Below are 20,821 nucleotides of genomic sequence, written 5' to 3'. Positions count from 1 at the left end.
GCAGTAAGAGGGTCTAAAAATGTTAAATAAAGAATTAGAACAAACGTTGAATGAAGCGTTTATCTTTGCTCGAGAGCATAGACACGAGTTCATGACAGTCGAGCACCTTTTGTTGGCTTTACTCGATAATAGCTCCGCAACTGAAGCACTACAGGCGTGCGGTGCAAATGTCGATATTATCAAAAAAGAGTTAACCGATTTTGTAAAGGACACTACGCCATTATTACTTGAGGACGCAAATAACGAACGCGAGACTCAGCCCACTTTGGGTTTTCAGCGCGTATTGCAACGTGCCGTATTTCACGTTCAATCTTCGGGTAAAGAGGAGGTGACAGGAGCCAACGTACTGGTTGCTATTTTTAGCGAGCAGGAATCGCAGGCTGTATATATTCTGAAAAAAGCCGATGTTACGCGCCTTGATGTGGTTAACTTTATTTCCCACGGCGTTTCTAAGAATGATGAAGAGACACCGCATTCTATTGAGCAGGACGAAGAGGGGGCAAGTCAAGAATCTGGTTCTTCTATGCTAGATCAGTATTCGACGAATCTAAATGAGCTCGCCAAAGAGGGAAAAATTGACCCTCTGATTGGGCGTGATTTTGAGGTGGAGCGCAGTATTCAAATACTCTGTCGTCGTCGAAAGAACAACCCTTTATTGGTAGGTGAAGCTGGTGTAGGCAAAACAGCGATCGCGGAAGGCTTAGCATTTAGAATTATTCACAATGATGTGCCTGACGTCATCGCTAACGCCGTAATTTATTCTCTGGATATGGGAACACTATTAGCGGGCACTAAATACCGTGGTGACTTCGAGAAGCGGCTTAAAGGGATACTGAAAGAGTTAGCTAAGGATCCTGATGCAATTTTGTTTATCGACGAAATTCACACTATCATTGGCGCGGGTGCAGCATCCGGCGGCGTCATGGATGCATCGAATTTATTAAAGCCTAAACTAAGTAGCGGTGAGTTGCGCTGTATGGGGTCGACCACGTATCAAGAGTACCAAGGTATTTTTGAGAAAGACCGCGCATTAGCGCGTCGCTTCCAGAAAGTGGATGTTATCGAACCGTCAGTGGCTGATACCACAAAAATATTGATGGGCCTTAAGTCCCGGTATGAGGAGCATCACAGCGTGCGCTTCACGCAGAAAGCGATCCGCGCCGCGGCAGAATTGTCAGCGAAATACATTAATGAACGCCACTTACCAGATAAAGCAATTGACGTAATGGACGAGGCTGGGGCAAGTCAGCGCTTATTGCCGCCCTCAAAACGCAAGAAAACTATTGGTGTGACGGATATTGAGCACATCATTTCAAAAATTGCGCGTATCCCTGAAAAATCTGTGTCATCAAGTGATAAAGAATCACTGAAAAACCTTGATAGAGATTTAAAATTGGTGGTGTTTGGTCAAGACCAAGCAATCGATACATTAACTGACGCTATCCGTTTGTCTCGGGCAGGCCTCGGTGCAGAAACCAAGCCAATTGGTAGCTTTTTGTTTGCTGGCCCTACTGGTGTCGGTAAAACAGAAATCACCCAACAGCTTTCAAATATTATGGGCGTGGAGTTATTACGCTTTGATATGTCTGAATACATGGAGCGTCACGCAGTGAGCCGATTAATTGGTGCACCTCCAGGGTATGTAGGCTTTGATCAAGGTGGTTTACTGACGGATGCCGTGATTAAGCACCCTCATTCTGTGGTGCTGTTGGATGAAATTGAAAAAGCCCATTCAGATGTGTTTAACATTCTGTTGCAGGTAATGGATCACGGAACACTGACAGACAACAATGGCCGTAAAGTGGACTTCCGCAATGTTATTTTGGTGATGACCACGAATGCTGGAGTACAGGAAACTATTCGTAAATCCATTGGTTTCAAGCAACAAGATCATAGCCATGATGCAATGTCTGAAATTAATAAAGTGTTTACCCCCGAGTTTAGAAACCGTTTAGACGCGATTGTGTGGTTCAATCACTTGGAGCAAGAAGTGATCTTGCAAGTCGTTGATAAGTTCATAGTTGAGCTGCAAGTTCAGTTGGATAACCAAGGTGTATCTTTGGAAGTAACAAACGAAGCAAGGCAGTGGTTAGCGCAAGAAGGCTATGATAGAGATATGGGTGCGCGTCCTATGTCTCGTGTTATTCAACAACAGGTTAAGAAAGAGCTTGCTAGTGAATTGTTGTTTGGTGAACTAAGTCAGGGCGGAAGCGTCAAGATATCGTTGAAGGACAAGAAACTGGTTTTTACTTTCAAAGCACTGAAAGAAGAGAAATCTGAAGCCTAGGGATCTGAGCAGGTAGTGTTAGGGTCAAATGGGCCCTAAACACTAAATTACAGGCATAGAAAAAGGCCCAATGTTTTAACAACATTGGGCCTTTTCTTTTACTGTATTCTAACGAGCGCGGTAAATAATACGCCCTTTAGATAAATCATATGGCGTCATTTCACATGTTACTTTGTCGCCTGTTAAGATGCGGATATAGTTCTTACGCATCTTTCCTGAAATATGTGCAGTAACAACGTGACCGTTTTCTAATTCGACACGAAACATAGTATTTGGAAGGGTATCCAACACTGTACCTTCCATTTCAATACAATCTTCTTTCGCCATGTAGCTCTGTTACCTCTGTAAATAATAAGTCTCAAAAATGCCGCGCAGATTTTGCCCAATAACGGCGGCCGTGTAAAGCTTTACCAGTCTTTTTTTGAAATTAGCTGCCATTTTTGCTCAATAAAGCGCTCATGGGGCAAAAAATTGCGCTTATACTGCATCTTCTGACAGTTATCGATCTGATAGCCTAAATATAAATGTTGTTTGTTTAAACGCTTGGCTATCGAAATTTGCTGTAATACCGTAAACGTACCTAATGAACGCTCAGCTAAAGATGGTTCAAAAAACGTGTAAACTGCCGAAAGCGCGTTTTCCAATGCGTCTGTTACAGCAACGCCAACTAATTCACCTGCCAAATGTAACTCAATGTACAGTGGGTCTAACCAATCACCATGGGCAAAGCTTGCGTATTGCTCTGGCGTGGCGGGGTACATGCTGCCGTCTTGGTGCCGCGTATTGATGTATTTCTCGTACAAGGCGTAGTAGTGGTCTTTGTCTTGTTCACTGAGCACGACCGTTATATCACTGTTGCGCTTGAGGATACGCTTTTGGCCTTTGGATGGTACGAAGCTAGCTATTGGCACGCGAAGAGCCTGACAAGCACTGCAGGCGCCACAGTGAGGGCGATAAACCTGAGCACCACTTCGGCGAAAACCGGCGGCCATTAACATTTCATAATAGGTGTTATGCTCAGATTCCTCCGCGTATACGAGCAGTGTTTCTTGCTCATCAGGCAAGTAACTGCAAGGAAAACTCTGACTAATTCCAAATTTCATTATGGTTGCGTTAATTCCCTAGGAAGCCACAACGATTGATCCATTGGTTGTTTCACTGCCTCTTTAAGTTTATTTAAAAACTCGGCCCTAGGTATTTCGATGCATCCTAGGCTAGCCAAATGATCATTCTGTAACTGACAATCAATAAATTCACAGCCGTTTTGGCGTAAAAGTTCCACTAAATAAAACATAGCAAGCTTGGACGCATTCGTCGCATAATGAAACATTGATTCACCACAAAATACGTTGCCAGGGATAACGCCATATAAACCGCCAACGAGTTCTCCATCATCCCATACTTCAATTGAGTGCGCGTGACCGCAGCGATGCAATTCTATGTAGGCGTTGATCATTTCATCCGTGATCCAAGTTCCCGAAGATTGTCGTTTTACTTTGGCACATGCATATATGACTCCGTCAAAACGCTTGTTCACAGTCACGCGCAATGATGTTTTCCGAACAAACTTTCTTAAGCTTTTAGACACGCTAAAATTATCTAAAGGCAAAATGCCTCGCGGGTTTGGCGACCACCATAAAATTGGTTCGTTGACACTGAACCAAGGAAATATACCTTGTTGATAAGCATGTAATAAGCGGTTTACCGACAAATCTCCGCCGAAAGCGAGCAGGCCGGGAGGATCAGTTAATGCGTGGGCAGGCGAGGGGAAGTGTAGGGATTTATCTAATTGAAACAGTTCAATCATACTGACTCAGTGAAGTAAAAGGCCTCATGTGAGGCCTTGTCTCTAGAACGTTTATAGAGCGTCTAAGAATTTTTCAGCATCTAGTGCTGCCATACATCCTGTACCCGCTGATGTAATGGCTTGGCGATATACATGGTCACTTACATCACCTGCAGCAAATACACCTTCAACACTGGTTTGCGTAGCATTACCGGCGGTGCCACTGTTCACTTTGATGTATCCGTCTTTCATTTCCAATTGGCCTTCAAATATGCCCGTATTTGGTTGATGACCAATAGCAACAAACAGCCCCATTACATCTAGCTCTTTACTTTCATCAGAGGTGGTCGACTTGATACGCACACCTGTTACGCCCATTTGGTCGCCTAGCACTTCATCAAGCGTGCTATTCAAATGTAGGGTTACGTTACCGTTCTCCGCTTTATCTAATAAGCGTTGTGATAGTATCTTTTCGCTTCTGAAGGTGTCACGTCTATGAATAACATGCACTTCTGATGCGATATTAGATAAGTAAAGTGCTTCTTCAACAGCTGTATTACCGCCGCCAATGACTGCAACTTTTTGGTTACGATAAAAGAAACCATCACAGGTTGCACAGGCCGAAACACCCTTACCCATAAATGCAGTTTCTGATTCCATTCCTAAATATTTTGCGGATGCCCCAGTGCAAATAATCAGTGAATCACAAGTATAGGTTCCTGCATCACCCACTAAGGTGAACGGGCGTTTTGTCAGATCTGTTTTATTGATGTGATCAAAAATGATTTCAGTATCGAATTTTTCAGCGTGCTGCTGCATACGAACCATTAAATCAGGACCTGTTAGCCCTTCAGCATCTCCAGGCCAGTTCTCTACTTCAGTCGTTGTGGTTAATTGCCCACCTTGCTGAATGCCAGTTAACAGTACAGGGTTTAAGTTTGCGCGCGCCGCATAAACAGCAGCCGAGTAACCCGCAGGACCCGAGCCTAAAATAAGTAATTTTACGTGTCTTGATTCAGACATGAATGTCTCCAAAGTAAATTTGTGGGCAATTTTATGCAATAGCGCCAATGAGGTAAAGCGGTTCTCTTTGTATTACGCATAGAAATGCGTCTATACAGGAAACTTTCAATCTTTATGCTATAAAAAAATAACTATAAGTAATATTTCATCGTTATTTAGGCCTAACTAATCCTAAGGATAACTTTCTAAACAGTGATCTTTTCGCTAATATTCAGAGTAACTCTGAACTGGGCATGTAATTTTATTAAGTAGGTTATCATGGCACAAACCGTATTTACTTTATTTAAAGATGGCCAGCAATATATGCAAACTTGGCCAATCAAAAAGGAACTGTATCCGCTGTTTCCTGAATGTCGGGTTATTTCCGCCACTAAACTCGCCATTAAAACCATGCCGCCATTGGCAGTACTAACCGTCGCATCCGCTTATTCAATTACTGGGGTAGAGACCTTGCCTAATGCTGTGGCAATGGGGATTTTCTTTTTATCTATACCTGTACAAGGGCTATTGTGGTTAGGTCATCGGGCCAATCAATGGCTTCCCCCGACAACCTCGAGTTGGTATCGCGATATCCATCAAAAGATGCAACAACAAGGATGCAAAGTGGCGGGTGCTAAATCTCGTCCGAAATACAAAGAGCTTGCTGCCTTACTTAAAACTGCATTTGACGATCTCGATAAGGCCTTTACTCAGCGCTGGTTCTAAGCGCTTTTTGTTTCTGCGCAAATCAGCACGTTATGACATCGGCGACAGATATACTGTTGCTGCCGCCGTTCAACTTTGTTGTGCCGTCTTATACTGAGCTGAACTTCACCACATGCGCATCGATAGGAAAATCGCTTTCCGCTTACTTTAGTCACATCCATTTGATGATAGGTATGGCCTGTTAATCCAAATATTTGTTGCATTATCCCTTGCCACTCTTTGCCATGCGGCTTTACTCGCCCATAGAGGTTAAATGCCACTAAATGCGCGACTTCATGGGGCACTACCTCGTTGATGAATGTAGTGTAATTGTCTGCCAAAAGCACCTGATTAAAACGCAATTCGTTTGATTGCAAGCGTGCACAACCAGCTATTTTACCTCTTTGATTAAAACGTATCTTAGGCATAGCTAGGTTGCTTTGCAGCTGCGTATTTGCTTGCTCCATGCAAATACGCACTCGTTCTGCAACATTACTTTGCATGTCTATCTGACTAAGTGGAGGAGTAGGGATGGAAGCCGTGTTCATTATCGGGCGCTTATTGTGCACTTTGAGTAGGATTGTTTGAGGGATAATGTGCAGGCCAATGCATTATTCACTAAAAATAACACATTGACGCTGCTAAAAGACGTGCTAAATATCGCAGGTTAGGCAAAAAGCGTAAACACCGCGGGGATCATTAAGCTTTGCCACATTATCGAAATCCGCTGTTACCTTGTTGATTAAACTAATCAGCTTACTGTCGCTTTGAGCAAACTGGGTCTTCGCCAACATAACAGAGGCATTTGAGAATAACTCTTTCCAAAATAATTCACTGCTATTTAAAGAGCGCTCAACATAGGTAACGTCATACTCGGACAAATTAGCGCGGGCCGCCGCCGCAGAGACTGCGTCATCAATATAGCCGAGGTGGTCAACCAAGTTTAATTCTAAAGCTGTTTCGCCAATCCACACACGACCTTGCGCTATGTTGTCCACTGTTTCCTTGCTCATTTGGCGCTCATCGGCGACCAACGATATAAATTGATCGTAGCCATGTTCAATACTGCGCTGCAATACTTGACCCATTTTCGGGTCAATACCGCGAGTAATCCCCATGCCAGCAAATTCAGTCGTACCCACGCCATCGGTATGGACTCCCAGATAATCAAGAGTGTTTTCGAAACTAACAAACATACCGAATATACCGATTGAGCCGGTTATCGTGCTGGGCGCTGCCCAAATCTCATCGGCACTGGCTGAAATCCAATAGCCACCTGAAGCAGCATAGGTACTCATAAGTGCAACTACCGGTTTACCCGCTGCCTTGAGATTTTCAATTTCTTGTCGAATGATTTCAGAAGCAAATGCGCTGCCCCCGGGTGAATCGACATATAAAACTACTGATTTTATACTATCGTCTAAACGCGCTTTGCGTAGTAATTCTGCGGTGCTATCACCCCCAACCATACCGGGTTTTTGCTCGCCGTTTAATATCGTTCCTTTGGCAACCACGACACCGACTTTATCAATACCGGTATTCAACTGGGGAAGGGGTGGGTTAACAATGTGTAAGTAATGTTTGAAGGTGATATTGGTGTAACCGAGTTTGGCGTCTTCATCTTTGCCCACGACCGACACAAGCTCTTGCAGTACTTGTTCTCGTGTTTTTAAACCGTCTACCCAGCCGTTGTCTAACGCATACTGGGCGAAATCGCCATTTGCGTTTTCAAACTTAACCATAAACTCATCTACTTTTTCGTCGAAGTCATCGGTAGACAGCCCTCTGGCTTTAGCAACGCTGTTTTTGTATTGTGACCACATACCGTTTAACCATGCCCTGTTGGCTTCTTTAGCGGGTTGTGACATATCGTCCCGAAGAAGAGGTTCAACCGCTGATTTGTACGTGCCTACTTTGAATACATGGGTGGTTGCTTTGATTTTCTCTAGGGCTGATTTGTAATACATGCCGAAACGACCATAACCTTCGAATAACATCCATCCCATTGGATTCATGTAAACGTGGTCAGCACGACTGGCAATGTAATATTGCTCTTGGGTGTAGTAGTCACCGATGGCGTAAACGGGTTTTTCGCTGAGTTTAAAATCGTCTATCGCTTGTGCAACCTGTTCAAGCTTATCAAGACCTGCGCCGCTGAGTTCGTGCAAATCAAGCACGAGAGCTTTAATTCGTCTGTCTTGCTTTGCGTTATCTAAGGTGAGCAATATATCTTGTAACAAAACCTCTGGTTTTTCATTTGCTTGACCTAGCGCTTCTTGCATAAACGCTTCAAAAGGATCAATGGCGTGTTTCTGAATAACAATGTCACCCTTGAGATTCAATACTAAAGCTGAATCTTGTTTCACGCCTATTTGCCCGTTATCCCTGAAAAATAATGAGATTATGCCAATGGCAATAATAAGAAAGATAAGATTAAAGAATAACTTACGGCTAAAATTGAGTACTGACCAGATGCCGCCAAATAGCGCCTTGGTCCAACTTTTATCGGTTGACATATAAAATTTGGTTCACTTACATAAAAACAATAATGCATCCTAACGAAAATCTTTACTCGTTAGAATCTACAAGTGTAAATTAATGTAACTTTTGCTGGTTTTTACTGCAGAGATCTTACCGTTAGCGACATTTTAACGAATTCTACATTTTACTTTACGCTTGAACCTGTGAAAAATATCGTATAGTTAATAGGCAGGCGCACCTGCCAAGCAACAATTGGAGACGAGTGATGTCAATACACCATAAAATTAATTACATCGAAATTCCTGTCAAAGATATAAGTGTCACAAAGGCTTTTTTCAGTGCGGTCTTTGGCTGGGAGTTTGTTGACTATGGTCATGATTACACGGCCTTCACCGGGGCAGGTATTGACGGTGGTATGTTTAGCGCGAAGCAATGTGTATCAACCGACAATGGTAGTGTGTTAGTTGTACTTTATAGCGATGATTTAGCAACGACCCAGGCCGAAATTGAAGCCCATGGAGGAAAGATCGTTCAAGATGTATTTAGTTTTCCTGGCGGGCATCGCTTTCATTTTTGCGACCCTTGCGGTAATGAGTATGCTGTGTGGAGTGATAAATAGCGTATTTAGAAGGAGCCAGTATTGGCTCCTTTGCGCAGAACTAACTATGCACCGCTTATCATTGAAATCCTTCATCGGGTAATAAACTCTTACCAGAGGCTGCATCACGTGCTAATACATCACATCGTTCGTTCATGGGGTGCCCTGAATGGCCTTTTACCCAGTGCCATTTAACATCATGTCGATCAACCTGCTCATCTAAGCGTTTCCATAGATCAACATTCTTAACCGGTTTTTTATCTGATGTACGCCATCCATTCTTGCGCCAGTTCTTTATCCATTGATTTATGCCGTTTTTGACATATTGACTGTCGGTGGTTAAATCAACTTTACATGTCTCTGTTAGGCTAGCTAAAGCCTCAATCGTGGCCAGTAGCTCCATTCGGTTATTAGTGGTGTGAACAAAGCCTTGACTTAATTCTTTACTGTGTTGATTGAATAATAGCACCGCGCCATAACCACCTGGCCCTGGATTACCCAAACAAGAACCGTCAGTATAAATTTCTATGTGTTTCATTTCGCTTATCAATCATTTAAAATTTTTCGCAGTATAATGTAATCAACACTTAACGTCAGCCCGAAACAAATAGAGAAAACATGAGACAAATCGTACTTGATACAGAAACGACCGGCATTGATCCTAGGCAAGGTCATAGAATCATTGAGATAGGCTGCGTGGAGCTTCTAAATCGCCGCTTAACAGGTAACACGTTTCATGTGTACGTTAATCCCCAAAGACTCATTGAACAAGAAGCGATAGAAGTTCACGGTATTACTAACGAGTATCTGTTAGACAAACCGCTTTTTGCCGATATTGCTGCTGATTTTGTCAAGTTTATCAGTGGTGCTCAGCTAGTTATTCATAACGCGCCATTTGATGTGGGCTTTATGGATCACGAGTTTGCCCGAGTTGCTGCGATGGCGGGCAAGAAAACCAGTGATATGTGTACCGTGTTAGATACACTCGAAATGGCGCGGCAAATTCACCCGGGTCAGAAGAACAATCTCGATGCTTTGTGTAAACGCTACGGCATAGATAACTCCCATCGAGAATTGCACGGCGCATTATTGGATTCCGAGATCCTAGCTGACGTTTATCTTATGATGACCGGCGGGCAAACGGATCTTAATTTGTCTGGTAAGTCAAACTCCGAAGGTGGTAGTCAGGTTGAGCGTATTCGCAGGCTTGATCCTCAGTTAAATCAGTTAAAGGTTTTACGCGCCACAGCCGATGAATTAGTAGAGCACGAGAAGCGTTTAGATCTGGTTAATAAAGAAGGCGGTTCTTGTTTGTGGCGTGAATAAGCGCCAATTTTCAACACATTTGGGATGCTATGTTAAAACGTCTGTTATTTAGTGCGCTTATATTACCTGCTTTTGTTAGCGCACAATCGCCTCAAGCAGAACAGCCCGCATCCAATCCGCTTACGTCATTAGGCGATGACTTTCAAAACAGCATAGAGCTATTACAAAACCGCTTTCGAATTGATTTCGAAGTGGATGAAATTACCATGGTCTTTTTTCGCGAATACGGCAGTGTACCTGTTGTATTAGTAAAGCCCGATGGCAGCAAAATCTATCAGTCTCAGGCTGATGGCGAAGATATTTTTTGGTTCGATACTGCAACCTATGACATGGTCAGTATTAAAAAACCGATGCCAGGCCCTTGGCAAGCGATAGGCGAAATTGAGCCGGGTAGCCGAGTGATGGTTATTAGTGATTTATCGCTTCATGCTGAGCCGTTACCCAGTGTTATCTTCTCTGGAGAGATTCTCAAGCAAACCGCTTATCTCACCAATGGCGGCGAGCCAATCAATTACACCGAGTTTAGAGACGTCGTTACGCTCAATATGCAATTCTTCAGCACAAACAATCCAGACAGTAATAATTTTGGTGCTGACTCACAAACTATTGCAACATTTGAAGATAATGGCCAGGGAATGGATGAAATTCCCCTAGATGGCACATTCACTGGCCAGTTTAATTTGTCAGTGGCTGCTGGTGAGTGGATCCCGACCTTTATGGTAAGCACGCCTATGTTCTCACGAGAGCAAGTGGGCGAGCCGGTGATGCTATACCCCAATCCCATCCATATCACGGTTGAGCAAAATGGCGGGGGAGGTGGATATCACAAGCTCATGGTCGATGCAGACCGAGAACATATCGATATGTCTTCGTTGTTGATTGACGGCAAAGTCAAATTTCCAAATGGCGATATTCAAAACTTTTCCATTACTGACGAGTCACCTGATATACGCGAGTACATGATCGTCAATTATGAATATGGTGTTTATCGTGTGAAGTTGACCGCATTTGGCAAGACCATAGACGGCCGTGACCTTATTTTGGACGTGCCCGAATTTAGTTTCTTAACAGAAGAGCCTTTGGTCGAACCAGTGATAGATGAAACTACAGCAGGGGAAGGCACGCAAATTAGGAATGAACAGGGTCGGCCATTGACGGCTCAATCTCAACTCGACGCTGAACCAGAAATGGAAACATCGACCTTGATCATGTTGATAGTTGGTATCAATGTATTTCTATTAATTGTGGGGGGAACGCTGATTTGGTTTGTTACCAGAGAAAAACCGCTCATGGTTAGCGAGGTTTTAAGCGAGAACACAGAACAAAGTGACACGAGCGAGATTAAAACGGGATGGTTTGTAAGGCTTAAATTGCGCTTTGCGCGTAAAAAAGATGATGCAGAAGGGGAAAGTGATAAAGCCGATAAGAAGAAAAAGGAAGCCGCGCAGAAAGACAGCCCTAAGAAAAAAGCCTAATGTTGAATGCATTTTGGTCAAATTGCTCACTGCGTAGGCAAACAAACGAAAATATTGAAATTAAGCGATAAAATCCAGAAAAAGCAGTTGACTCGATACGGGGTTAACCGTATTATCTGCGCCGCGGTTGAGGGGAAGGTCCTAGATTAACTTCTTAACTCGTTGAAAGTATTAAAGAAACTGGAGCGGTAGTTCAGTTGGTTAGAATACCGGCCTGTCACGCCGGGGGTCGCGAGTTCGAGTCTCGTCCGTTCCGCCAATTTCTTTTAATATTTTCGGTTTTGAAACAGCGGAGCGGTAGTTCAGTTGGTTAGAATACCGGCCTGTCACGCCGGGGGTCGCGAGTTCGAGTCTCGTCCGTTCCGCCAATTTCAAAACAACAAAATTATATGGGGAGCGGTAGTTCAGTTGGTTAGAATACCGGCCTGTCACGCCGGGGGTCGCGAGTTCGAGTCTCGTCCGTTCCGCCATTAATTTTTCTTCTTGTTTTATCCTAGTTTTATTCTTTGTTATCTCTGCCAATTCTTGGCAAATATTTGAAACAACTTATCTTGTACAGTGCTTAGCTATGTGGCTGAAATTCATGTCATTACCTTATGCTTGAGGTAAACTGCTTGTTCTGAATTTTACCGTGCTGATGTTATATTTTTGCACGAACGATCGACGAATAGGTGGGTTAGTTTGATCTTACTGATATTTTATATTGTTTTGGCGTTGGGCGTATCTTTTATATGCTCTATTGCAGAAGCCGTGATATTGAGTGTGTCCTCTGCTTATATATCTGTGCTAGAGAAGCAAAAACACAAAAGTGGAGAAATGCTACGCCTGCAAATTCAAAACATTAATAACCCTCTGGCGGCAATTCTTACTTTGAACACAGTGGCTCATACCATGGGGGCGGCGGGGGCAGGAGCCCAAGCGGTTGCCGTCTTTGGCGAAGTTTACATGGGCGTTATCTCTGCTATTTTAACTTTATTCATCCTAGTCTTTTCAGAAATCATCCCAAAAACAATGGGCGCCACCTACTGGCGAAAATTAGCCCCTGCCACAGCGTATTTTCTTAAGTACTTGATTTTGTGTCTCTATCCGTTCGTAATGCTGGCGAACAAGCTGACTGCAGGGTTCAGCGATGACTCTCCGCTAAAAGGGCTGAGTAAAGCCGAGTTAGCCGTGTTAACGGATGAATCCTATCAAGAAGGGCAAATAGCCAAGCAAGAGGCGAATATATTACAGAACTTGCTGGCCCTTGATGAACTCAAAATAAAAAGTGCCATGACACATCGTACGGTTATTTTTTCTGTTCCAGAAAACATGACTGTCGAGGCGTTTTACCATAAGCATGGAACAATTGAGTTTTCCCGTATTCCGATTTACGAGCAATCAGAACCAGAGAAAATAACGGGTTACGTATTAAAAAAAGATATTTTGCTAGCCATGATCCGCAAGAATGAAAAGAACCCGCTGAGCGTATATCGAAAAGACATGGTCACGCTGTTAAGCAGTATGCCACTGTCAGCAGCTTTGCATCCATTACATACCAGGCGCGCTAATATGCTATTGGTAGTGGATGAATATGGCGGACTAGAAGGTATTTTAACGGACGAAGATCTCACGGAATCATTACTGGGTGTAGAAATCGTCGATGAAAACGATAAAAACGTGAGTATGAAAAAATTAGCGAGGTTAATGTGGCGTCGCCGTGAACGCGCAGCTTTGCATAAAACATCACAAACAAAATCATAAACGACAGCTAAAGACTGACATCAAAGGTAAGAACGAATATATGCATGAACTGCTGAAATGTGACCATTTATCTAAACAGTATGACGATGGTAAAGAAAGTGTTCAGATACTAAATAATGTAAATCTAAGCGTTAATACATCTGAACAGCTCGCCATTATCGGCAGTTCAGGCTCAGGAAAAAGTACTTTATTACACTTACTCGGGGCATTGGATCAGCCCACATCGGGCACCGTGCTATTTGAACAACAGGATATCTTTTCCTTCACGAGTGCCGAACAGGCGAAATTTCGTAATCAATCACTCGGCTTTGTCTACCAAGCACATCATTTATTACCTGAATTTAGTGCGCTGGAAAATGTGGCTATGCCTCGCTTAATTGCCAATGAGAAACGCGAAGAAGCGATGCACCATGCACAGAATATGCTTGAAAAAGTCGGTTTAGCCCATCGCTTAACGCACAGGCCAAGCATGTTATCTGGCGGAGAGCGACAGCGCGTGGCGATTGCCAGAGCATTAGTTAATCAGCCGAAATTAGTGTTGGCCGACGAGCCAACTGGTAACTTGGACACCAAAACCGGTGAAGGGATCTATCAGTTGCTAAACGAATTGCGTGATATTAGCCAAACAAGTTTTATTGTGGTCACCCATGATATCCAGTTAGCGAAGCGCCTCGACCGCTCTCTGCGTTTAGTTAATGGGCAACTTAGTCCACAACTCGATTAAAAAGTAGAGATTAAATGAATTTAATTTTTCAAATGGCGTGGCGATTTCGCAGCAGTAAGCAGCAAAATGGCTACATTTCGTTCATCTCCGCTTCGTCTACATTTGGCATAGCCCTAGGCTGTTTTGTATTGATTTTGTTGCTATCTGTTATGAATGGCTTTGAACGTGAGCTTAAAGACCGACTTTTATCGATCATTCCACACGGTGAACTATATGCTGTTAGTAGTCAGGGCATTTCCGAATGGCAAAAAGAAGTAACAGCCTTACAGTCAGATCCGCGCATTGAGTCTGTTCAGCCCTACACAAAAGCCACGGGCATGTTGCAAAAAGGCAAAAAAATGAAAGCCATTGAGTTAGTGGGCATAGATACAAAGTACGCAGAAAATGACGGTATGCTCAGCAGTGTGCCGTCCGAGCAATGGCAAGCGTTTAGCGACAATCAGCAGGGGGTAATGCTGGGAGCTGGAGCGATGGCTAAACTGGGCATTACGTTAGGTGATAAAGTGAAACTATTACTACCTCAGTTGAGTGATGACTTGTCCATTCGCGCCCCGAAAACACTTTGGTTAACCGTGGTCGGTGAAGTTAAAATTGGTGGTGAGTTAGACAACCACATTGGCTATATGCATTTGCCATTGGCTTCAGAAACACTAGGAGTCACTTATGGCGTGCAAGGTCTGCGTTTTCGCTATCACGACCCATTCGCCGCCTCCATGATTACCCGTGAGATCGGTTACGGCTTCTCCCATGAAGTATACATGTCTGATTGGACTCGGACCCAAGGTCACTTATACCAAGATATTCAACTGGTGCGTGTAGTAGTGTATATCACGCTTATCCTTGTGATAGGTGTGGCGTGTTTTAACATTGTGTCGACGTTAGTGATGGCAGTAAATGAAAAGCAATCTGAAATTGCCATGCTCAAAACAATGGGTACAACTGACAGCAGTATTATTCTGATTTTTATGCTTCAGGGCCTGATAAATGGGCTAATAGGCACCTTAATTGGTTTGGTTTGCGGCATTTTAATGGCGTTAAATTTATCTTCGGTCGCGCAGGGTATTGAACGTCTAACAGGTTTTCAATTTCTATCTGGGGATATTTACTTTATCAACTTCTTACCATCTGCCTTGAAATGGCATGAGGTGTATATTACTGGCTTCATCGCTATCGCATTGACTTTGCTGGCAACCCTTTATCCCGCGCGCAAAGCTGCCAAGGTTAATCCTGCAACGGTATTAGGGCATTAGCCGCAAGTACCTTCATCAGTTACAAAAAAAGGCAGTGCGTTTTCAATGCACTGCCTTTTATCATTTTATGTCTCGCATTGTTAGCGGCGGCTCATGAGAGGCAACGGCTAACTCGCTTTCGGCGAATGCAATGTTTCTTCCTCTTTACCTGCCTCAGGATCGTTGTATCTATCAATATCAAACTCTCCCTCACTTTTGGCGACGATACAGGCCACCATACAGTCACCGGTCACGTTTACCGAGGTGCGTGTCATATCGAGTAACCGGTCAACTCCGATAATTAAAGCAATGCCTTCAACCGGCAAGTTCACTTGTTGCAGCACCATGGCCAGCATAATTAAACCAACACCTGGCACCCCCGCTGTACCAACGGATGCTAGCGTGGCTGTTACGATCACCATCATGTAGTCGCCCAAAGATAAATCAATGCCGTAAACCTGCGCGATAAACACCGTTGCCACGCCTTGCATAATGGCTGTGCCGTCCATGTTTATTGTCGCGCCAAGAGGAATGGTGAAAGATGCAACAGAAGGCTTTACGCCCAGTTTGTTGGTTGCCGTTTCTAGCGTAACGGGTAAGGTCGCGCCGCTGCTTGAGGTACTGAAAGCGAAAATGGCTGCGTCACGCATCTTTCGCAGTAAGATGATTGGACTGAGTCCACTTAAGAGTTTTAAAATAATAGGGTATGACACAAACGCATGCACCATTAATACGAACATCACAAGCAAGAAGTATTTGAGTAAACCTGCAATGGTATCAAAGCCGATAGTGGCGAAAAGTTTTGCCATCAAAACAAATACGCCGTAAGGCGCTAGGTTCATTAAAATAGTGACCAGCTTCATCACTACTTCGCTAAGATCTTCAAACATTGACGTTAAACGTTTACCTGCCTCGCCCGCCATCGACATAGCCACACCGAATAATACCGAAAATACGATAATTTGCAGCATGTTACCTTCGGCCATTGCGCTGACTGGGTTTGAAGGCATCATATTGATGATAACTTGACCGAGACTCGGTGCCTCTTTAGCTTGATAGGCAGCGTCCGTGGTCATGCTAATCGATTCACCAGGGGAGACCAAAAGTGCAAAACCAACCGCTAAAGAAATGGCAATGGCAGTAGTGCCAATATAAAGCAGAATAGACTTGCCGCCCAAACGACCTAGTTTACTCGGATCCGACAAACTTGCGGTACCGCAAACCAATGAAACAAACACCAAGGGCACGACGAGCATTTTAAGGCTGGCGATAAAAATTTGCCCGACAACATTAAATATACCATCGACTAAAAGTCCATACGTAGAAACCTCTAACCCAAATACACTAAACGAAAAATCTCCGCTATCATCAAACAGTTGCTGGAGAAGGCCACCGATAATGATACCGGCCAGCATGCCGAAAAATATTCTGGCAGTTAAACTGAATTTTTCGGGGTTGGTGGGGAGGGATTGGCTCATGATTTTCCTGAATTTATTATTATTGCCCATAGGTTAGCAAGTTTGCCCAATAAGCTGAACAATTAATATGTTCATATATGTGACACACAGCATTCGTTAACTGTTAGAAACAAAGGACTATTTGTATGTATCAACGCACAAGATTGCTTTTAAGCAGCTTTATATTGTTTACCTTGTTTGCCTGTGGAGGAGGCGGCTCTGATTCAATCACACGGGGCGACACACCTAACTCAGGTGATAATCCAGGCGACACCACTACCTACTCAATTGCCTTGACCTTAACAGATTCAAATCAGCAAACGGCTTCACAACTAAGCGCGTCTACCCCGTTGACGCTAACTGCTCGGGTAACCGACAATACGGGAGCTATTGCGACAGATAAATTGGTCACCTTTACCTTCAGCCCGGAAGGTCTAGCCGATTTTAATAATGACTCAGGAACTGCTTCAACCGGCACAACGGGTGAGGCCAGCATCGCCTTATTGGTAGGGGAAAACTCAGGCTCAGGAGAGGTCATAGCAACCCTTTCTGGCGGAGAGACTGCCAGTACGACATTTACCTCACAAGGCACTACCCAAGTAAATGAGCAGCCCAGCTCGCTCGACTTATTCGCAGGTGCAGTGCAATTGCCCTCTAGCGGCACAGACAGCATAGAATTAATCGCACTGCTTAAAAATGCGCAAAACGTCTTGATGGAAGGAGTTGATGTGGTGTTCTCAGCTGATGCTGACGCGGCGTTAATGATTACCCAAGGCACAACAGGCAATGATGGCCAAGCAACGGCGTCATTGACGACGCAAAATAACCGCCAGAATCGTGATATTCAAGTGACTGCCACAAGTGGCACGTTAAGCCAGACTTTATTGATATCTGTTATAGGCACCACGGTGAACATCGATGGCCCAAGCTCAGTCATACTAAACGACCCCGTTGATTTAACCATTAGCTTGCTTGACTCAGATGGCAATGGTATAGCCAATCAACAAGTTAACTTATCGGCTGCCAATGGCTTACTAAGCACCACCACACCTATAACAGGCACTAATGGTCAAGTCACCGTTACCTATACAGGCAACACATCTGGGGTAGAGACGATTTCGGCCAGTGCCTTAAATGATGAAAGTGAATTCACTTTGGCGGTCCAAGCGGATAACTTTAGTTTCACCAGTGTGCCTACTGAAGAGGTAAACCTGAACAATGCTCAGTCCCTCGGGTTAACGTGGTTATCGAACAACACCGCGGTATCAGGTGCACAGGTGACGTTAACTACCTCAAGAGGGGCCATAGCCACTAGCACTAAAAACACTGATAGTGATGGCTTGGTGAGTTTTTCTATCTCATCCGATAATGCGGGTTTTGCAACGGTCTCTGCTACGGGCACCGACAGTGACGGCAATCAAGTGACTGCCCGCACTCAAATAGAATTCGTCGCAACGGTAGCGGATAACATCATAGTAGATGCCACGCCAGACTCTATCGGCCCCACAGGTGAAATTAGTACCATTAGCGCTGTGGTGCGCGACGCCCGAGGCAATTTGGTCAAAGGTAAAACCATCAACTTTTTACTGGACGATGTGAGCGGTGGGCAAATTTCACCGAATCAAGCCACAACCGATAGAAGCGGTATTGCGAAAACAGTCTATACCTCTAATGCGCTAAGCACATTTGAAGGGGTAAAAGTGTATGGCACAGTGGATGATACGCAAAGCGTGTCGGCCTTCACTTTGCTGACGGTGGGTGACAAGCCGTTCGATATCGTCTTTGGTACGGGCAATACCATTCAATCACCCACTGAATCATCTTACACAAAAGAGTTCTCCGCATTTGTGACCGACCCTGATTCTAACCCAGTGGAAAATGCCAATGTCACGTTTGCAGCGCCGCCTTGGGCGTTCATTAAAAATGAAATCGAAAATGGTATAGTGTTAAAGGGTACATACTCGAAAGGCAGCTGGCTTTTCAATACTACTACAAATGTTTGGCAACCAAATGAGAGCGTGAAATGCCTGAATGAGGATGTAAATGGCAATGGAATACTCGATGAAGGGGAAGATACCAATAATGACGGGCAACTTACTCCGGGTAATGTTGTATCAATTCAGTCTGATGGCACGACTGACGACAACGGTCAGATTCGCTTTTCACTGCGTTATCCAAAGGCATTTGGGGTTTGGACGAAGGTAACTATTCATGTCAACGGCGAGTCGCAGGGCAGCGAGTCGTCGGAGCAGCACGACTATGTTTTAGGCGTAGCTGCGGATGATTTAACAGATCCAGCCTCATCACCGCCGGCAAATCCTTTTGGTACTTCAGACCAATGTTCTGACTCTCTATAGTAACGAGTTATACGGCATCTAAATTTTAGAACAAGTTTACGAACAAAAAGCCCCGTATCACAATCGTGATACGGGGCTTTTGTTATGTTTTCTTTAATGGATTAAAACAACAAATACAGCTTTAAGTCTACAAAATTTAGGGCAACGTTTTAGACTTTTTGGAACGGATAAACCGATCCGAGTTTCAGTAATTGGGTGAGCTCATCAAGGGCAGTGCGAGACTCATTGAGCAAGGCGACATCGCGCAAATCATCTACCGATAAACGGTCACGATAATGTTTATCCACCCAATTATTTAAACGTTCGAACTGGGCATCATTCATCATAGTGCTTTGATTTACTGCGGCCAATTCGGTGTCGTTCATGGCTACGCGTAACCTCAGGCAGGCAGGCCCACCACCGTTTCGCATGCTTTGTTTAACATCGTAGTAGCGAATGTGTTTTATCGGCGTATTCAGGGTAACCAGCTCATTTAGATAAGCTGAAACCGCAGGATTCTCTTCACAATCGGTAGGGGCAATGATCGCCATATCACCGTTCGCCAGCGTCACCAGTTGGGTATTAAACAAGTAGCTTTTTATTGCATCTTGCAAGCTTACTTGGTCTGTCGTCACTTTGATAAAGTGCAAATCGCCCGTACCGTATTTTTGCTTAATTTCAGCAAATGCTTTATCCGTATCTAGGAAGGCCTGCTCGTGATAGAAAAGCACGTTTTGGTTCCCCACAGAAATCACGTCATTATGGAAAACACCCTGGTCGATCAAATCTGGGTTTTGCTGAATAAACACTACGTTGTCGTCGCTCAGTCCATGTAAGCGGGCAACGGCTTGGCTGGCTTCAAATGTTTGACGAGCGGGGAATTTCACTGGTGCAGGTTTGCTTTTATCAAAGGCATAACGCCCATAAACAAATAACTCGACACCCCGTTCACCGTATTGGCGACATAAACGCGTGTGGTTTGCTGCGCCCTCATCACCAAAATGCTCATTATCGGGTAAATGATTGTGGTGACTGAAATATTGCTGATTAGCAAATGTGGCTTTAAGGATATTGCCAGTGACTTGGGGTTCCAATGAACGATGGTATTTATTGGTCAGATTTGCAGGGGTAAAATGCACTTTACCATCAGCGGTATCAGCACTAGGAGAAACCGTAGCGGCGTTGGCTGTCCACATGCTAGATGCTGAGCAACAGGCTTGAAATATAGCGGGCGCTTGCTTAGCAGCTTGCTGCAAAACGTTGGCGTCAGAGCCAGAAAAGCCTAAACGACGTAACGCATCCACGTCAGGACGCGCCTGAGGAGCCAACACGCCCTGAATCATACCAAGGTCAGCTAGGGCTTTCATTTTCTTTAAGCCCTGCTTAGCGGCTTGTTTAGGGCTACTCTGTGCGCTCGCATTATTTAACGAGGCAACATTACCGTATGATAAACCCGCATAATTGTGGGTTGGTCCAACGAGTCCATCAAAATTCACTTCAAACTGCTTCATTCTATCCTCATGTGCGTATCAGTATCCGCTAAACCAAAAGCGAAAAGGTTGACCTTGAAAATGACCATTCCATCTTCATCTCGGTGTGTCATGGTCGGCATTATACTGGTTTTAAGGTCGCTGCCAATCGAGGCGATTAAATTATGAACAGTGATTTGCGC

At 44.2% G+C, this 20,821-nt stretch carries 18 protein-coding genes and 3 tRNA genes; 12 read left to right on the top strand and 9 right to left on the bottom strand.

Going from position 1 to position 20,821, the window contains the following annotated elements; all coding sequences use genetic code 11:
• Positions 1 to 19: 19 nt before the first annotated feature.
• Positions 20 to 2,287 carry an ATP-dependent Clp protease ATP-binding subunit ClpA gene (clpA, locus tag GMES_RS01955; RefSeq protein ID WP_006990870.1) on the top strand — a complete coding sequence of 756 codons (2,268 nt, stop codon included), beginning with the start codon at positions 20 to 22 and terminating at the stop codon, positions 2,285 to 2,287.
• 108 nt (positions 2,288 to 2,395) lie between these two features.
• On the opposite strand, the gene infA is transcribed toward clpA, so the two are convergent.
• From infA to trxB, 4 genes are all read right to left on the bottom strand, one after another.
• The gene (gene infA / locus GMES_RS01950; RefSeq protein WP_006990869.1) at positions 2,396 to 2,614 is read right to left on the bottom strand and encodes a translation initiation factor IF-1; all 219 of its coding nucleotides are present in this window, start codon (positions 2,612 to 2,614) and stop codon (positions 2,396 to 2,398) included.
• A gap of 80 nt (positions 2,615 to 2,694) precedes the next feature.
• Positions 2,695 to 3,390 carry an arginyltransferase gene (locus tag GMES_RS01945; protein WP_006990868.1) on the bottom strand — a complete coding sequence of 232 codons (696 nt, stop codon included), beginning with the start codon at positions 3,388 to 3,390 and terminating at the stop codon, positions 2,695 to 2,697.
• Positions 3,390 to 4,094, bottom strand: coding sequence for a leucyl/phenylalanyl-tRNA--protein transferase (gene aat, locus GMES_RS01940; protein WP_006990867.1), 705 nt, complete (start codon positions 4,092 to 4,094; stop codon positions 3,390 to 3,392). The genes GMES_RS01945 and aat overlap by 1 nt, the downstream gene beginning before the upstream one ends.
• Positions 4,095 to 4,145: 51 nt before the next feature.
• A complete protein-coding gene (gene trxB / locus GMES_RS01935; protein WP_006990866.1) occupies positions 4,146 to 5,096 on the bottom strand; it encodes a thioredoxin-disulfide reductase in 951 nt (316 codons plus the stop codon).
• 258 nt (positions 5,097 to 5,354) lie between these two features.
• On the opposite strand from trxB, the gene yfbV reads away from it, so the two are divergent.
• Positions 5,355 to 5,801, top strand: a complete 447-nt coding sequence (gene yfbV, locus GMES_RS01930) for a terminus macrodomain insulation protein YfbV (protein ID WP_006990865.1) — start codon at positions 5,355 to 5,357, stop codon at positions 5,799 to 5,801.
• On the opposite strand, the gene GMES_RS01925 is transcribed toward yfbV, so the two are convergent.
• Together GMES_RS01925 and sppA are read right to left on the bottom strand one after the other, a co-directional pair.
• Positions 5,798 to 6,328, bottom strand: coding sequence for a SprT family zinc-dependent metalloprotease (locus GMES_RS01925; protein ID WP_039986281.1), 531 nt, complete (start codon positions 6,326 to 6,328; stop codon positions 5,798 to 5,800). The two genes, yfbV and GMES_RS01925, sit on opposite strands and share 4 nt — an antisense overlap.
• Before the next feature lie 105 nt (positions 6,329 to 6,433).
• Positions 6,434 to 8,296, bottom strand: a complete 1,863-nt coding sequence (gene sppA / locus GMES_RS01920) for a signal peptide peptidase SppA (protein WP_006990863.1) — start codon at positions 8,294 to 8,296, stop codon at positions 6,434 to 6,436.
• A 230-nt stretch (positions 8,297 to 8,526) separates the two neighbouring features.
• Between sppA and GMES_RS01915 the strand changes: the two genes are divergently transcribed.
• A complete protein-coding gene (locus GMES_RS01915; protein WP_006990862.1) occupies positions 8,527 to 8,880 on the top strand; it encodes a VOC family protein in 354 nt (117 codons plus the stop codon).
• Positions 8,881 to 8,938: 58 nt separating this feature from the next.
• On the opposite strand, the gene rnhA is transcribed toward GMES_RS01915, so the two are convergent.
• Positions 8,939 to 9,397: a ribonuclease HI gene (gene rnhA / locus GMES_RS01910; protein ID WP_006990861.1), complete on the bottom strand. Its 459-nt coding sequence runs from the start codon at positions 9,395 to 9,397 to the stop codon at positions 8,939 to 8,941.
• Between the two features lie 80 nt (positions 9,398 to 9,477).
• Here rnhA and dnaQ point away from each other — a divergent pair, with 80 nt between their 5' ends.
• The 8 genes from dnaQ to lolE all read left to right on the top strand — a co-directional run bounded on the left by dnaQ (position 9,478) and on the right by lolE (position 15,377).
• Positions 9,478 to 10,185, top strand: a complete 708-nt coding sequence (dnaQ, locus tag GMES_RS01905; RefSeq protein WP_006990860.1) for a DNA polymerase III subunit epsilon — start codon at positions 9,478 to 9,480, stop codon at positions 10,183 to 10,185.
• Positions 10,186 to 10,214: 29 nt separating this feature from the next.
• Positions 10,215 to 11,660, top strand: a complete 1,446-nt coding sequence (locus GMES_RS01900; protein ID WP_006990859.1) for a TIGR03503 family protein — start codon at positions 10,215 to 10,217, stop codon at positions 11,658 to 11,660.
• Positions 11,661 to 11,842: 182 nt separating this feature from the next.
• Positions 11,843 to 11,919 (top strand) — tRNA-Asp (locus tag GMES_RS01895).
• A 32-nt stretch (positions 11,920 to 11,951) separates the two neighbouring features.
• A tRNA-Asp gene (locus GMES_RS01890) sits at positions 11,952 to 12,028 on the top strand.
• Positions 12,029 to 12,053: 25 nt separating this feature from the next.
• Positions 12,054 to 12,130: transfer RNA gene (locus tag GMES_RS01885), tRNA-Asp, on the top strand.
• A gap of 211 nt (positions 12,131 to 12,341) precedes the next feature.
• Positions 12,342 to 13,403, top strand: a complete 1,062-nt coding sequence (locus GMES_RS01880) for a CNNM domain-containing protein (protein ID WP_006990857.1) — start codon at positions 12,342 to 12,344, stop codon at positions 13,401 to 13,403.
• A gap of 40 nt (positions 13,404 to 13,443) precedes the next feature.
• Positions 13,444 to 14,127, top strand: coding sequence for a lipoprotein-releasing ABC transporter ATP-binding protein LolD (gene lolD, locus GMES_RS01875; RefSeq protein WP_006990856.1), 684 nt, complete (start codon positions 13,444 to 13,446; stop codon positions 14,125 to 14,127).
• Positions 14,128 to 14,141: 14 nt separating this feature from the next.
• A complete protein-coding gene (gene lolE, locus GMES_RS01870; RefSeq protein ID WP_006990855.1) occupies positions 14,142 to 15,377 on the top strand; it encodes a lipoprotein-releasing ABC transporter permease subunit LolE in 1,236 nt (411 codons plus the stop codon).
• Positions 15,378 to 15,484: 107 nt separating this feature from the next.
• Here lolE and GMES_RS01865 read toward each other — a convergent pair whose 3' ends face one another.
• Positions 15,485 to 16,834 carry a dicarboxylate/amino acid:cation symporter gene (locus GMES_RS01865; RefSeq protein ID WP_006990854.1) on the bottom strand — a complete coding sequence of 450 codons (1,350 nt, stop codon included), beginning with the start codon at positions 16,832 to 16,834 and terminating at the stop codon, positions 15,485 to 15,487.
• 125 nt (positions 16,835 to 16,959) lie between these two features.
• Here GMES_RS01865 and GMES_RS01860 point away from each other — a divergent pair, with 125 nt between their 5' ends.
• On the top strand, positions 16,960 to 19,170 hold the full coding sequence (locus GMES_RS01860; protein ID WP_006990853.1) for a beta strand repeat-containing protein: 2,211 nt from the start codon (positions 16,960 to 16,962) through the stop codon (positions 19,168 to 19,170).
• A gap of 149 nt (positions 19,171 to 19,319) precedes the next feature.
• On the opposite strand, the gene astB is transcribed toward GMES_RS01860, so the two are convergent.
• Positions 19,320 to 20,660: an N-succinylarginine dihydrolase gene (astB, locus tag GMES_RS01855; RefSeq protein ID WP_006990852.1), complete on the bottom strand. Its 1,341-nt coding sequence runs from the start codon at positions 20,658 to 20,660 to the stop codon at positions 19,320 to 19,322.
• Positions 20,661 to 20,821: the final 161 nt, after the last annotated feature.

Source organism: Paraglaciecola mesophila KMM 241, from assembly GCF_000315015.1.
Lineage (GTDB): Bacteria > Pseudomonadota > Gammaproteobacteria > Enterobacterales > Alteromonadaceae > Paraglaciecola > Paraglaciecola mesophila.
Note: the sequence above shows the minus strand (reverse complement) of the source record. Positions and strands in the feature narration are given on the sequence as shown.

Bases quoted from the DNA above. Each gene is read 5' to 3' on its own strand.
- trxB (WP_006990866.1), bottom strand. From the start codon at position 5,096: ATGTCTGAATCAAGACACGTAAAATTACTTATTTTAGGCTCGGGTCCT.
- dnaQ (WP_006990860.1), top strand. From the start codon at position 9,478: ATGAGACAAATCGTACTTGATACAGAAACGACCGGCATTGATCCTAGG.
- GMES_RS01925 (WP_039986281.1), bottom strand. From the start codon at position 6,328: ATGAACACGGCTTCCATCCCTACTCCTCCACTTAGTCAGATAGACATG.
- GMES_RS01945 (WP_006990868.1), bottom strand. From the start codon at position 3,390: ATGAAATTTGGAATTAGTCAGAGTTTTCCTTGCAGTTACTTGCCTGAT.
- GMES_RS01900 (WP_006990859.1), top strand. From the start codon at position 10,215: ATGTTAAAACGTCTGTTATTTAGTGCGCTTATATTACCTGCTTTTGTT.
- GMES_RS01915 (WP_006990862.1), top strand. From the start codon at position 8,527: ATGTCAATACACCATAAAATTAATTACATCGAAATTCCTGTCAAAGAT.
- lolE (WP_006990855.1), top strand. From the start codon at position 14,142: ATGAATTTAATTTTTCAAATGGCGTGGCGATTTCGCAGCAGTAAGCAG.
- clpA (WP_006990870.1), top strand. From the start codon at position 20: ATGTTAAATAAAGAATTAGAACAAACGTTGAATGAAGCGTTTATCTTT.
- GMES_RS01860 (WP_006990853.1), top strand. From the start codon at position 16,960: ATGTATCAACGCACAAGATTGCTTTTAAGCAGCTTTATATTGTTTACC.
- astB (WP_006990852.1), bottom strand. From the start codon at position 20,660: ATGAAGCAGTTTGAAGTGAATTTTGATGGACTCGTTGGACCAACCCAC.
- GMES_RS01865 (WP_006990854.1), bottom strand. From the start codon at position 16,834: ATGAGCCAATCCCTCCCCACCAACCCCGAAAAATTCAGTTTAACTGCC.
- yfbV (WP_006990865.1), top strand. From the start codon at position 5,355: ATGGCACAAACCGTATTTACTTTATTTAAAGATGGCCAGCAATATATG.
- lolD (WP_006990856.1), top strand. From the start codon at position 13,444: ATGCATGAACTGCTGAAATGTGACCATTTATCTAAACAGTATGACGAT.
- sppA (WP_006990863.1), bottom strand. From the start codon at position 8,296: ATGTCAACCGATAAAAGTTGGACCAAGGCGCTATTTGGCGGCATCTGG.
- rnhA (WP_006990861.1), bottom strand. From the start codon at position 9,397: ATGAAACACATAGAAATTTATACTGACGGTTCTTGTTTGGGTAATCCA.
- aat (WP_006990867.1), bottom strand. From the start codon at position 4,094: ATGATTGAACTGTTTCAATTAGATAAATCCCTACACTTCCCCTCGCCT.
- infA (WP_006990869.1), bottom strand. From the start codon at position 2,614: ATGGCGAAAGAAGATTGTATTGAAATGGAAGGTACAGTGTTGGATACC.